15 protein-coding genes are annotated in these 13,952 nt (G+C 41.5%); 6 read left to right on the forward strand and 9 right to left on the reverse strand.

What is annotated here, in order from left to right:
• Positions 1-159: 159 nt before the first annotated feature.
• The 9 genes from ACTQXY_RS13945 to ACTQXY_RS13985 all read right to left on the reverse strand — a co-directional run bounded on the left by ACTQXY_RS13945 (position 160) and on the right by ACTQXY_RS13985 (position 7,507).
• Positions 160-396, reverse strand: coding sequence for a polya polymerase (locus tag ACTQXY_RS13945; protein ID WP_441659969.1), 237 nt, complete (start codon positions 394-396; stop codon positions 160-162).
• Between the two features lie 44 nt (positions 397-440).
• A complete protein-coding gene (locus ACTQXY_RS13950; protein ID WP_441659982.1) occupies positions 441-1,268 on the reverse strand; it encodes a S1-like domain-containing RNA-binding protein in 828 nt (275 codons plus the stop codon).
• Positions 1,269-1,271: 3 nt separating this feature from the next.
• Positions 1,272-1,985 (reverse strand): acyl-ACP thioesterase domain-containing protein, encoded by a 714-nt coding sequence (locus tag ACTQXY_RS13955; protein WP_441659970.1) that lies wholly within the window; start codon positions 1,983-1,985, stop codon positions 1,272-1,274.
• Positions 1,986-3,167: a cation diffusion facilitator family transporter gene (locus ACTQXY_RS13960; RefSeq protein WP_441659971.1), complete on the reverse strand. Its 1,182-nt coding sequence runs from the start codon at positions 3,165-3,167 to the stop codon at positions 1,986-1,988.
• A gap of 27 nt (positions 3,168-3,194) precedes the next feature.
• Complete coding sequence (gene spoIIR, locus ACTQXY_RS13965) at positions 3,195-3,830, reverse strand: stage II sporulation protein R (protein WP_441659972.1); 636 nt, start codon at positions 3,828-3,830, stop codon at positions 3,195-3,197.
• Between the two features lie 64 nt (positions 3,831-3,894).
• Positions 3,895-4,569, reverse strand: a complete 675-nt coding sequence (locus ACTQXY_RS13970) for an FCD domain-containing protein (protein WP_441659973.1) — start codon at positions 4,567-4,569, stop codon at positions 3,895-3,897.
• 4 nt (positions 4,570-4,573) lie between these two features.
• Entirely contained in the window at positions 4,574-5,452 is an 879-nt protein-coding gene (ispE, locus tag ACTQXY_RS13975; protein ID WP_441659974.1) for a 4-(cytidine 5'-diphospho)-2-C-methyl-D-erythritol kinase, read from the reverse strand.
• 75 nt (positions 5,453-5,527) lie between these two features.
• The gene (locus ACTQXY_RS13980; RefSeq protein WP_441659975.1) at positions 5,528-7,087 is read right to left on the reverse strand and encodes an SPOCS domain-containing protein; all 1,560 of its coding nucleotides are present in this window, start codon (positions 7,085-7,087) and stop codon (positions 5,528-5,530) included.
• Positions 7,088-7,099: 12 nt separating this feature from the next.
• Complete coding sequence (locus ACTQXY_RS13985; RefSeq protein ID WP_441659976.1) at positions 7,100-7,507, reverse strand: protease complex subunit PrcB family protein; 408 nt, start codon at positions 7,505-7,507, stop codon at positions 7,100-7,102.
• A 184-nt stretch (positions 7,508-7,691) separates the two neighbouring features.
• Between ACTQXY_RS13985 and ACTQXY_RS13990 the strand changes: the two genes are divergently transcribed.
• The 6 genes from ACTQXY_RS13990 to ACTQXY_RS14015 all read left to right on the forward strand — a co-directional run bounded on the left by ACTQXY_RS13990 (position 7,692) and on the right by ACTQXY_RS14015 (position 13,856).
• A complete protein-coding gene (locus ACTQXY_RS13990; protein ID WP_441659977.1) occupies positions 7,692-8,429 on the forward strand; it encodes a 1-acylglycerol-3-phosphate O-acyltransferase in 738 nt (245 codons plus the stop codon).
• Positions 8,430-8,583: 154 nt separating this feature from the next.
• Entirely contained in the window at positions 8,584-10,038 is a 1,455-nt protein-coding gene (locus ACTQXY_RS13995) for a nicotinate phosphoribosyltransferase (RefSeq protein ID WP_022250234.1), read from the forward strand.
• 25 nt (positions 10,039-10,063) lie between these two features.
• Positions 10,064-11,119 carry a D-alanine--D-alanine ligase gene (locus tag ACTQXY_RS14000; RefSeq protein ID WP_441659978.1) on the forward strand — a complete coding sequence of 352 codons (1,056 nt, stop codon included), beginning with the start codon at positions 10,064-10,066 and terminating at the stop codon, positions 11,117-11,119.
• A 15-nt stretch (positions 11,120-11,134) separates the two neighbouring features.
• Positions 11,135-12,514 (forward strand): UDP-N-acetylmuramoyl-tripeptide--D-alanyl-D-alanine ligase, encoded by a 1,380-nt coding sequence (locus ACTQXY_RS14005; protein WP_441659979.1) that lies wholly within the window; start codon positions 11,135-11,137, stop codon positions 12,512-12,514.
• A gap of 27 nt (positions 12,515-12,541) precedes the next feature.
• Positions 12,542-13,348, forward strand: coding sequence for a Cof-type HAD-IIB family hydrolase (locus ACTQXY_RS14010; RefSeq protein WP_441659980.1), 807 nt, complete (start codon positions 12,542-12,544; stop codon positions 13,346-13,348).
• A 184-nt stretch (positions 13,349-13,532) separates the two neighbouring features.
• Entirely contained in the window at positions 13,533-13,856 is a 324-nt protein-coding gene (locus ACTQXY_RS14015; protein ID WP_441659981.1) for a hypothetical protein, read from the forward strand.
• Positions 13,857-13,952 lie beyond the last annotated feature (96 nt).

Genomic DNA, 13,952 nt, shown 5'->3' on the forward strand with positions numbered 1-13,952 from the left:
AAGGAGCAGAAAGTATCTGATATGCGGTGCTCTTTAATAAAAGCAACGAGAAATTTCATTCATACAGAAAAGTGGTGCTGGAGTTAAACTCCAGCACCAACTTTGTCTACACTCTGAGGATACAGCTTCTAGCTGTATCCTTATTCTGAATGAACTTTCCTATTCACCATTTATCATAAACTGAATCAATCTCTCTGTATCCTCTGGCTCATAAGCAATAATTTCCAACTCTGGAATCTCACCATTCGAGAAGATATTCGCCATAGAAACATACTGAGAAAGCTTTGATTTTAAATTCAATCTATCTCCTTCACCAGTCACTAATTCTACTCTTCCTTTACAGTTATCAACTACTTCAAAAAACTTTTCAATGTTTGTAATATTTTGTACTTTCATTTTGCCTAACTCCTTTCCGATAATTACTATGTGAATATTATACCCTATTTTTTCCGTATTGCAATCATTTTTCCTGTAATTTCTATCTTTTCTTCCTTCAAAAGCCGCCCTACCGCACGCTTAAATGCATTCTTACTCATCTGAAATTCTTGCTTAATCACTTCAGGGTCTGCCTTATCTGTAAACGGCAGTTTGCCACCGCGCCTCTCAATTTCTCTCAGTACACTCTCAGCATCTTTATCCATCTGCATCGGAATTTTATCTCTGACACTCAAATCTAATTTGCCGTCTTTCTTCACTGCTGTGACTCTCGCCTTTACCGTCTGACCAATGCGAAGTTTGCCATATACTTCTTTTTTCGGAATCAAAGCGGAATACTGGTTGTCCACCGCAACAAATAATCCAAAGTTGTCGCTTGTGTCATAAATGATACCTTCTACCATATCATCCTTCTGATACGGCGAATCTTTTTTCAACATATCATACACTCTCATCGTTGCACAGAGACGCTCACTTTTATCAACGTAAAGTGCAACAAGACACTGATCTCCCTTTGCCACTTTTGCAGTTTGCTCTTTAAATGGCAAGAACAGATCCTTTTCCAATCCCCAGTCTAAAAATGCGCCAAATTTTCCTGTATCTGCCACTTCAAGCACTGCAAGTTCCCCTAATTCTATCTTTGGTTCATGAGTCGTCGCGATCAGTCTGTCATCTGAATCCTTATACAAGAACACTTCCACAGGATCACCTATCTCAACCCCTTCCGGCACCTGACGTTTTGGTAAAAGCACTCTTTCTTCATTACTGCCAAGATACACCCCAAACTCCACTTTTTTCACAATTGTCAGTACTTGTTTTTTCCCTAATCTCATCATTTATTTTTTCTCTCCTACAAATTCTACCACAGCATATGGTCTTTCCCCCATATCGCATAGTTCCACTACAGTACGACTTGTTTCTTCGGCAATCTTCGGCAAAATAACATCTCCATAAACCGCTGATTTTTTATACTCTACTCGTACCTGTCTGATTCTCATGTCTTCCCGCAACACTTCCAGCGCCATCTGCACATATTGGCAATTGTTTACATGATTGTTTGTATCAATATGATACTTGCGTACCGGGAAGGTGTCAACCAAAATCGCCTTTTCGGGCAATTTTATTTTTCTTGGAGCATACTCCATCTTAAGCGGCGGCTCCATTCCATATGCTTCTACCTCTTCCGTTCCGGGCTTTGCAGGTCTCCCCACAGCAAGATCCATGAACACCCAGACAGAGTTGGCATATGCCAGCATCTCCCTTGATTTTGTTTTCATCGAAAAATTCCTCATTGCATAGAGTCCCTTAAAATCTGTTGCCCATGTACTAACCTCAATTTCTTCTCCAAGCTTTGGATAACGTTCCACAATAATCTGCCATGAAGATAGTATCCAAGCTTTCTTCTTCTCTTTCAGATAGTCAATCCCATGTCCGATCTGCTCAGACTGTGCACTGCTGCAATCTTGAAAATAATTGATGATTCCCGGAAGCGTTATGCTCTTTGTCGTATCACACTCGCTAAACCGGATCTGTCCTTCTAACTTATACATCTATTCTTCCTCCGCTATGTAACTTGTCTCCGTAACGATCACGCATCGATATCTTGCGTCAATCTCCCTCACTTTCTTACGAAGCGTCCTACAGATGTCTTTTTGCTTTTCTTTGTCATATTGGAATGGAACAACCATATCAAAAATCAGGTTAATCTGCTCTTCTCCGTCAACCATACGAAAATCGTGGATACTTACCTGTGGATCAATCGCTTTGACGGTCTCTTTCAGCTGCCTTTTTACATATAAGACGCTTTCATCCCTCATCTCAATCGGATCCATATGAATAACTAAAAACACTCCAAGCTCTTTAATAGCCGCTCTCTCAATACGGTCAATAATCTCATGAGATACTTCAATATCTACATCATTTGCAACTTCTGCATGCAAAGAGGCCATACTTCTCCCCGGTCCGTAATTATGTACGATTAGATCATGTGTCCCAAGAATCCCTTCATAGTTTTCCACAAATTTTGTGATCTTCTCATAGACATCCTTCGGAATCGCCTGACCAAGCAGTGGCTCTAAAGTATCTTTTGCGATTCCTACTCCTGCCCACATAACAACAAGAGAAACACCTATTCCTACAATCCCATCAATATTCCAGCCCGAAAACTGAAATACCAGCAATGAGACAACTGTCGCAGATGTCGTGATCACATCGCCCATCGCGTCCGCTGCCGTTGCAAGCATCACATTTGAATGAATCCTCGTTCCAAGCTTCTTATTGAACATCCCAAGCCAAAGCTTAATCCCGATGGACAACAATAAAACAATGACAGATACCAGATTAAATTCTATCTCCTGTGGATGCTTGATCTTTCCAACTGCATCTTTAAAAAAAGTAAATCCAACCTGAAGCACTAAAAATGCAACGATCAATGCCGCAATGTACTCCATCCTTCCATGTCCAAACGGATGCTCCTTATCTGCCGGTTTGCTCGCAATCTTCACACCGATAAAACTGATAATCGATGAGCCTGCATCCGACAAGTTGTTAAACGCATCTGCAATGACAGATATACTATGTATCATGATTCCTATCGTAATCTTCATCAAGAACAACAAAACATTGCAAAAGATGCCCACTGTACTCGCCAAAGTCCCATAGGCGGTACGCACAGACACCTTTTCTGTCTTTTCATAATCCTTCACAAAATGTTTTACTAAAAATTCAGTCATGAATTCCTCCAATCACAACTTTTCCTATCATTGAAAGAAGAACCACTTAATCTTGAATTTTGTGTCGGCGGTCACCATCTCATATTCTTCCTCATCCAGTACTTCTTTCAATTCTTCTTTTCCCTCTTCCGGCACAACTGCATTTACTGCATCAATAAAACAGAGATTCGGGTAAAGCACGCACCACCAGTTCTGTCCTTTTGCCTCCCCGATCTCAATTCGGAGTGCTTCATAGTCCCCTTCTGGAAATGTCACATCTCCATAAGTCTTATCTGGAAAATAGCATGTTGTAACCTCTGCTTTCACCGAATAATCATACCCTGATTCTTTTATAACCTGTGCAGACACCTCTTCGATCTCATCCGTATGTGTTCTTGCCCACGCCTTCGTCATCTCCACACCATCCGAATATGGCAGATCTTCTTTCATATATGAAATGACTTCTCCTTTTACTTTCATTTTCAGTTCCTGATCTTCCTCGCTGTCGCTATTTGCAAGCACATGAAAACGAAATACTTCTTTCGCTATCCGCTTTTGAATACTTGCCATCTTTGCCTCTGCAAGCATTCCTTTCTTCTCTGCGAGCACTCCTGTCACAAGAACTGCAAGCACAATCGCCACTGCTGCACAGATTATCTTCTTTTTCTCATACATCCATCTCATAAATATGTACCTCCTGTTTGATAATTGGAGTTTTCACATATTTTTCTGAGATTATACAAGTATTCTATTTTTTTGTGCGAATCGTATCAATCACAGCTGCCACTTGATTGTCTATGTGACAGCTCACCGCCTTCATCGCTTCTTCTTTGTCACGTTTTTCAATCGTCTCAATAATTCTGTCATGTTCTGCAAGAAGAGTCTCATGAGCATCTTCCCGTTTTAGGTATTCCACGCGATAACGGTACATCTGCTCTCTCAAATTATATAAAAGCTGAATAAGTCTTTCGTTATCTGTTGTCCGGTAAATGATATCATGGAATTTCACATCGGCTTCCGCAAATCTCGTAACATCCTCACAATCCAATGTCTCTTTAAATTCTTGTGCCGCCCTTTTTAATTCCTCAATCTCTTTCTCTTTAATCTTGTCGCACGCTAGTCTTACCGCTAATTCTTCCAGCGCCTCTCTCACTTCCAGAACATCCCGCAGACTCTTTTCAGTAATGTCTGCCACCTCTGCCCCTTTTCTTGGAATCATCAGCACAAGCCCCTCAAGCTCCAACTTTCGGATTGCCTCTCGAATCGGAGTACGGCTCACTCCCAGTTTATTTGCAAGCTGAATCTCCATCAGTCTCTCTCCCGGCTTTAATTCTCCCCGCAAAATTGCCTGACGAAGTGTATTAAACACAACATCACGAAGCGGTAAATACTCATTCATATTCACTTCAAAATTTGTATCCATCGTTTTATCTCCTTCTCGTATTGTGTACATTTGCCAAATAGACCTGTTTTGCTATCTTCAGTTCTTTCAGTCTTCTGTGTGCCTTCTTTGCTGTCTGGCGATCTTCAAAGACACCAAATACGGTCGGACCGCTTCCACTCATCATGGCGTTAAGTGCACCTTGCTCTTTCATCACATCTTTGATCTTTTCTATGATCGGATATGCATCTACTGTGACCTGCTCCAACACATTACCCATCGATGATGTAATCGCTTTTAAGTCCTGATTCTCAAGTCCTTTAATCACCCCATCTATATCCGGATGCTCTGTGATACTAAGTGCATCCAATTTTTCATACACTGTGCGGGTTGATACACTGATTCCTGGTTTTGCAATCAAAATATAGCACTTTGGTAATGCCGAAAGTCTTGTAAGCTCCTCTCCGATTCCTTCTGCAAGCACTGTTCCGCGCATGACACAGTACGGAACGTCCGCTCCCAATTTCACACCTCTTTCCATCAGCTCTTCTTCACTAAGCCCCAGCGAAAACATACGGTTCATGCCGACAAGTACCGCTGCTGCATTGGCACTTCCCCCTGCAAGTCCCGCCGCTACTGGTATATGCTTGTCCAATGTAATGTGAACACCATCCTGAATTTGAAATTCATCCATTAAGAATTTTGCCGCCTTATATGCAATATTCCCTTCATCGTTCGGCAGAAAATATAAATTTGATTCCAGCGTAATACCCGGTTCCTTCATCCGTCGTATTGTGATATTATCATACAAATAAATTGTCTGCATCACCATGCGAACATTATGGTATCCATCTTCTCTTTTTCCAAGTACATCCAGCCCTAAATTGATTTTCGCCAGAGCTTTTAGCTGTTGTATATTTCCCATCACATTCTCCTTTCGCATCTCATTCCTACCCCGGAAGCCCTCCTTCCGGGGCAGTGTTTTTTGTATACATAATACTTATAGTATACTCATATTTTCTTTGAAAATCAATATCCAGTCTCCTGGTTTTATTATTTCATCGGTCATCTCATTGACTTCCATAATACCTTCTTTTGTTGTACTATATCGTTTTGCGAGCGTCCAAAGATCATCCCCTTGCTTTACAATATAACCTACAATCCCAGGTCGTTTTTCCAGTTCTTCAACTGGAATATCTTCCATTTTTAGATCTGTTATGACATCTGCTTTCACAGATTTACGCAAAAAACTGTGAAATGCTAGTACTGCTTTCACTTCGACGCTGTCTCCTCCCATCAATGAGACACTCAACTGCTCTAAAGCACTCGTAATATCATAGAGCATCTCTTTTTCTGATTCATTACTCTCAACCAAATAAGAAAATGGAACCATTCCCTGCCATGTGTCAAATGGGACTTCATCGTTTGGCTTTACAAATAAGAATCCTATGTGGAGCACTCCATCAATCTGAATTCCTTCCTCTGTCACCTCTATGTGGTCAATCTGAACCCTTCCGCTGCTATGGCAAATTTGCAAAATATCATCTTTTAATTCTGGCAAGGATAACTGTTCTGTCACCTTACATTTGGAATGATTCTGCATCAACATCTCTTCATAAAAAGCCTCTTTCGTCTCTATTTTGCAATGCTGCTCCAAAGAATATACATCTTCTAAAAAATCTACTGTTTCTTCCTGATAAACAGCCATTTTTAACTCTAGTGTTCCCTCAATGCCAAGTGTGCGCATCTCTCCATCTTCATCCATGCGGACATCCACATTGATGTCTTCCAGATTCACATTCAGATGATGGTACATGGACTCTTCTGCACCGTAACACTCTACTCTTCCCTCATATGGTATGGTCTGCTCAATCCAATCCATTTTCCCATCCGGTGATTCGTAAAAGCAAAATACAAGCAATTCCCCAGAGAGAAGCAATTCGTCTGCACCGAGTTTTGTATCCAGCTTACGGTTAGAAATATCTGTCCAAAGTATTGTCCCAATTGTCTCTTTCGTTCCTGGAAGTGTCAGTTCCTCTTTAATCCGATATGTATCCCTTTTCGCCGTATGAAGCGTTAAAAGCTCCATCTCCTTTTGCTTTTTGTAAATTGGTGTCTCGCTTTCCACATCCACTGTAATCTCCTCGTCGACTTCAGTTTGAGAGCTTACCAAAAGCTCAATCATCGCTTTAATGTTCAGTTTTCTAGAATGAATCATCGTCGTTGTAAAATCAACCCTCGTGTCCTGAACAACAAATTCTCCGTCCGTCCCTTCATCTGTATACACCATCTCCTCAAATGGGATCTTTCCTTCCATTGACGACAGCGACGGTTCAATTCCCTCTGTCACATAAAGAATTTGAAAATTCAATTTTCCTGTAACTCGGACATAATTTTCTACTTTCCTTACATCCTCAATCTTCACTATCCCCTCGCTGGTAATGATTCGATGCACATCATTTTTCATATCTGGCACATTATAATCGTCATCGACCAGAAACTGATCCACCATTTTTTTTCCGACTTGATTTGCATGAATTTGTTTTTTTACTAATTCCATTGCCTCTCTCCTTTACTCAAACACCACATTTTTGTCGATAAATTCCATTTTTACTGCCACATACGGAAAGGTCTTTGCCTCCACAATTTTTTCTTCTTTTGACGGTCCGATCAGATTCGTATGTATATAAATGGCATTCTCTGTCTCATAACATTCTTTCACCTCAATACTGTAACCACTTGTCTTCTGTTCTCCATACCCTCTCGCAATATATAGTGCATCTTTGTCTGCATACGTAATCTTAAACGGTCCAGATTTTTTTTCTTCAATCTGTGCCATGAACTCATCCGGAATCTTTTCTTCTTCCAGTACTGTGATCTCTACATCTCTGATTTTTTCCATATTCACCTTTTTTACCGAACACCCCTGACACAACATAAGCAGGCAGGCACACAATACAACCGATGCTAATTTCTTCATATGCATCCCTCGTCTATCTTCTCCTTATATACATACACCTGAACACCTTTAAAAATGACTGCTTTTTGCAAAAATATAGTATAGGACTATTCGATTTGTATACATAACTGTTTTTTAGCATTGCCTTTATTTGCGGTCTTTAGTATAATAATTTACAATAAATCAACAAAAGGGAGACCTCATTATGATACGTTTTATTTTTGTAGTAATTTTTCTGATTACTTATCTGATTTTGTCCATTCCGGTCTTTTTCATAGAGTGGCTAATTGGAAAATGTAACCGAAGGGCAAGAGATTACAGCTCACTTCGGATTGTGCAATGGGGATTCAAAATAATTTTAAAGATTACCGGTGTAAAAGTAACGGTGATCGGGGAAGAGAATGTTCCTGATGAACCCGTTCTTTTTATCGGAAATCACAGAAGTTTTTTTGATATTCTGCTGACATACTCCCGCTGCAAACGTCTGACCGGTTATGTAGCAAAAGACTCTATGGAAAAGATTCCGCTCCTCTCAACCTGGATGCGATATCTTTACTGCCTGTTTTTGAACCGTGAAAATCCAAAGGAAGGATTGAAGACGATTCTTCAGGCAATTGAGTATGTAAAAAAAGGAATCTCAATCTGCATCTTCCCGGAGGGCACACGAAACAAGGGCGAAGAATTAAGTATGCTGCCGTTTAAGGACGGCGCCTTAAAAATCTCCACGAAGACCGGATGTCCGATTGTTCCAATCAGTATGAACAATACCGCAGCCATCTTTGAAAACCAGTTTCCACGTATCAAGAAAACACACGTGGTCATTGAATATGGAGAACCAATCTATCCAAAAGAACTGGATAAAGAGACACAGAAGCATCTCGGTGCTTACTGTCAGAATATCATCCAAGAGACCATTCAAAAAAATGCAGCCTTGCTATCATAGGCTGCGTTTTTCTGTTCTGTCAGATCTTATGGATCATATCATAAATTTTCTTTTTACATTGTCATACGCTAGTGATATAATGAAATAAGTATATCCTAAAAATCAGGTGTACAAAAAGAAATGCATGTATGCAGAAAATAAAGGAGCAAACAAGATGAACAGCAGAAATCTTACCCTGTTAACAGATTTGTACGAGCTTACAATGATGCAAGGCTACTTTGAGCGTCAGGAAAATGAGACCGTTGTATTCGATGTCTTTTTCCGTTCGAATCCTTGTGGTTCTGGCTATTCTATTGCAGCCGGTCTGGAACAGGTAATTGACTATATTAAAGATTTGAACTTCTCATACGATGACGTCGATTATCTTCGAAATCTGAACATGTTCAGCGAAGATTTTCTTCATTATCTGAGTGGTTTTCACTTTAGCGGCGATATCTATGCAATTCCGGAAGGAACTGTTGTCTTTCCAAAAGAGCCGCTCTTGAAAGTTGTCGCACCGATCATGGAAGCACAGCTTGTGGAGACAGCCATCTTAAATATCATCAACCATCAGTCTCTCATTGCGACAAAGACAGCCAGAGTTGTCTTTGCTGCGGCAGGAGACGGTGTGATGGAATTCGGTCTGCGCCGGGCGCAAGGTCCTGACGCGGGACTCTACGGTGCAAGGGCCGCTATGATCGGCGGATGTATCGGCACATCCAATGTTCTTGCCGGACAGATGTTTGACGTCCCGGTAAAAGGAACTCATGCACACAGCTGGATTATGAGTTTTGCAGATGAATACACTGCATTTAAGACATACGCAAAATTATACCCTGATGCATGCTGTCTGTTGGTTGACACATACGACACCTTAAAATCCGGTGTGCCAAATGCGATCAAAGTGTTCACCGAGATGCGGGAATCCGGAATTGAACTTCACAACTACGGAATCCGCCTAGACAGCGGTGACCTTGCATATCTTTCTAAAAAGGCACGTAAGATGTTAGACGAAGCCGGATTTGAAGATGCATTTATCTCCGCTTCCAATGATCTTGACGAATATTTGATCCACGACTTAAAGATCCAGGGTGCAGCTATCACCTCGTGGGGAGTCGGAACAAATCTGATTACGTCCAAAGACTGTCCTTCCTTCGGAGGGGTATACAAACTTGCTGCGATCCAAAAAGAAGATGGAAAATTCCATTCCAAGATTAAACTTTCTGAGAACACAGAGAAGATTACAAATCCCGGCAACAAGACCGTTTACCGTATCTATGACAAGGCGACCGGAAAGATGCGTGCAGATTTGATCTGCTTTGCAGACGAGACTTATGATACGGATGAAGATTTATTGTTATTTGATCCGACAGCCACCTGGAAAAAGACAAAACTTGCCGGCGGCTCTTACACTATGCGTGAGATTTTAAAACCGGTATTTATTAACGGAGCGTGTGTATATGATTCTCCGTCTGTCATGGAGATTGCGGCCTACTGCGCAGAAGAAAAGAAAACACTTTGGGACGAGACAAAACGTCTCTTCAATCCGCACAAAGTATATGTGGATCTGTCCCGCAAATTATATGATGAAAAACAGGCATTACTGAACCAGATGAGTATTGCCGATTAGACGATAATAAAGGAGTATAAACAATATGAAAATTGTAGTATTGGCAGGAGGGCTCAGCACAGAACGTGACGTTTCACTCACTTCCGGAGCCGGCATCTGCAGAACTTTGAGAGAAAACGGGCATCAGGCTTTTTTATTAGATGTTTTTTTAGGATTTCCATATGATTCTGACAAATTAGAAGAAGTATTCACTCTTCCAAACGCAGGCTTGGAGATTGCAGACGGAATCAAAACAACAGAACCGGATCTTGCGGCAATCAAAGCGTCCCGTGAAGACCAGTCCGACTGCTTTTTGGGACCGAATGTCATCGATATCTGCCGCCTTGCAGATATTGTATTTATGGGGCTTCATGGTGATGTCGGAGAAAACGGAAAATTACAGGCAACATTTGATATTCTCGGAATTAAATACACTGGTCCAAACTATCTCGGAAGTGCGCTTGCCATGGACAAAGGGGTTACAAAACAGATTTTCAAAATGGCAGGCGTTCCGACACCACTTGGAACCAATCTGACAAAAGACCGAAAAGATACAGCTCTTTCTGATCTTGGTCTTACTCTTCCGGTCGTTGTAAAACCATGTTCCGGTGGTTCCAGCATCGGCGTATATATTGTCGATACGATGGACGCATACAAAGAAGCGGTTGAAAATTCCTTCCGCTATGAGGACGAAATTGTAATCGAGCCTTACATCAAAGGACGCGAATTCGCAGTCGGCATCATCGACGGAAAAGCGCTTCCGGTAATTGAGATCATACCAAAAACCGGATTCTTTGATTACGCCAACAAATATCAGGATGGATGCACAGAAGAAATCTGTCCTGCAAATATCGATAAAGAAGTGACAGAAAGAATGCAACGAGCTGCAGAACTCGCTTTCAAAGCACTGAAATTAGATATTTACTCACGCGCTGACTTTTTATTAGATGAGAACAACGACATTTACTGTCTCGAAGTAAACAGCCTCCCTGGTATGACCGCTGCCAGCCTTCTTCCGAAAGAAGCACGCGCTGCCGGAATCGAATACGGAGACCTGTGTAAGCTTATCATCGAAAAATCACTTGCGCGTTACAACGCATAGACGGAGGAACAGACGATGAAACATATGTCTTTACAGGAAATTACTGCTGCATGCCACGGACAATATTTTGGGGGCGAAGCAGTATCACATATCGAGGTGGCCGGTGTTGCCATCGACAGCCGAAAAATCGAAAAAGACTGGTTGTTTATTCCAATAAAAGGCGCACGAGTAGACGGGCACTCTTTTATCCCACAGGTGATGGAAAAAGGCGCACTTTGCACACTTTCTGAAGTTGTCTTAGAGAATGTATCTCACCCATACATTCTTGTTGACTCCTGTGAGCAGGCGCTCAAAGATATTGCAGAACATTACCGCAAGGCACTTGACATCAAAGTGGTCGGTATCACCGGAAGTGTCGGAAAGACAAGTACAAAAGAGATGATCGCCTCGGTTTTGGAGCAAAAATATCATGTTCTTAAAACGGCAGGAAACTTTAACAACGAAATCGGGCTTCCGCTGACAATCTTCAATATCCAAGATGAACACGAGATTGCAGTGCTTGAGATGGGTATCAACCATTTCGGTGAGATGCACCGCCTTGCGAAAATGGCTCGCCCGGATATCTGCGTCATCACCAATATCGGGCTCTGCCATCTGGAAAATCTCATCGACCGAGATGGCATTTTGAAAGCAAAAACAGAGATGTTCGACTTTATGCAGCCTGACGCCAAGATCATCTTAAACGGCGATGATGACAAACTGATCACAGTCACAGATGTAAAAGGACAAACGCCAATGTTCTTTGGGTTATCCACAGAGCTTGACGCTTTTGCCGATAATATCCACACACACTCCCTAAAAGGGGTGTCTTGTACACTTCACCTTGGGGATAACTGCATCGACACAATGATTCCGATTCCGGGAAACCATATGGTGTACAACGCGCTGGCAGGCGCTTTGGTTGGACGTGAACTCGGACTTACCGCAGAAGAGATCAAAAAAGGAATCGAAAGTCTGACTCCGGTATCCGGACGAAACAATATGATTCTTACAGATTCTCTTCTTATCATCGATGACTGCTACAATGCCAATCCGGTGTCCACAAAAGCGTCCATTGACGTGCTCTCTGGAGCCGAGACCCGCAAAGTTGCCATTCTCGGAGATATGTTTGAGCTTGGCGAGGATGAAAAAGAGCTCCACCGCCAAGTCGGTGTACATGCATCCGAAAAAGGGATTGATCTTGTCATCTGTATCGGTGAACTATCAAAAGCAACCGCCGTCGGAGCAGAGGAACTCTCCGCCGGAAATCAAGTAGTTCATTTTGATACAAAAGTAGACTTTTTTACAAAGATGAACGAACTGTTACACAAAGACGACACGATTCTTGTGAAAGCCTCACACGGAATGGAATTTCCTGAAATTGTGACACGCCTTCAGGAGCTTACGCTTAAATAATACACGGAACACAGAAAGGGCAAAACCATGACCTATGATATACTTGTACTGGATTTGGACGGAACACTGACCAACTCCGAAAAGAAAATTACCCCTCCCACACGGGAGGCTCTTATCGAGATTCAGCAGAACGGAAAAAAGGTAGTTCTCGCCTCCGGCAGACCTACTCCCGGTATTATTCCGCTTGCCAAAGAACTCTGCCTTGGCGACTACGGAAGCTATATTCTCTCTTTTAATGGCGGAAAAATCATCAACTGCTCCACAGGAGAGGCAATCTGTAACAAAAGACTTCCGTCTGAGGTTACTTCTACCGTCTACGAGATTGCAAACCAATACGATGTGGATCTGCTCACTTATACAGAACATGAGATTCTCTCAGGTATCAAGCCAAACCAATATACCGAACTGGAATCCAAAATCAACAACATGCCAATTGTCCACGTGAACAACTTCCCGGAAGCAGTTGATTTTCCGGTCAACAAATTTTTGATTACCGGAGAACCTTCCATTACTCAAAAAATTGAGATTCTGTTAAAAGAGAAATTCCACAGTCTTTTGAACATTTACCGCTCAGAACCATTTTTCTTGGAAGTGATGCCACAAAATATTGATAAGGCACACTCTCTCCAGAAACTTCTGAACTATCTGGGAATGTCCGCTGATCAGATGATCTGCTGTGGTGACGGTTTCAATGACCTCACCATGATTGAATACGCAGGTCTTGGCGTCGCGATGGAAAATGCACAGCCAATCCTCAAAAAGACAGCAGACTATATCACGAAATCAAACGACGAAGACGGTGTACTTCACGTAATCAATGAGTTTATGAGATAAAGAAGTTTGCCGTGTGCGCATATCTTTCTACAATATACATGTCAATATGGAAAATAGTCAGCTTTTATACTTATTCGAGCTGGCTGTTTTTATATATTTTTTTCCATAATTTTCAAAAATCTATATGCTTATGAACATTTTTTTGTTATAATAAGCTCATTAATTATCAGAAAGGAGAAACCTTATGAAAAAGAAACAAATTATGGCACTTTTATTATCCGGTACACTCACATTAGGAGCTGTATCATCTGTTATGGCTGCTGAACCTGCGGAAAATATTCCTGCTGTTGAGACTACTGCCAATACAGAAACAACAGCAGAGGCTGTTGAAACACCAAAAGTTGAGAAAGAATCTCCAACTGCTGGAAATACAACTCCAGAATATCCAAAAATGATTGACAGTTTAGCTGCTAGTCTCAATGACCTTGCACTCTCTGTAGCGAAAGATTATTGGGCATTATCAGATACTGCAAAACAAAATGTAAAGAAACTCCTAGAGCGTGTTTGAAAATTATGAGTTTTTGATTATTTTATCCAAATCAGGATTGAAGCAAGGCATATAAACCCCATATATGTGAATGCCAACTTATCATAACGAGTGGCA

This window comes from Faecalimonas sp. LCP19S3_D12, assembly GCF_052121495.1.
GTDB lineage: Bacteria > Bacillota > Clostridia > Lachnospirales > Lachnospiraceae > Faecalimonas.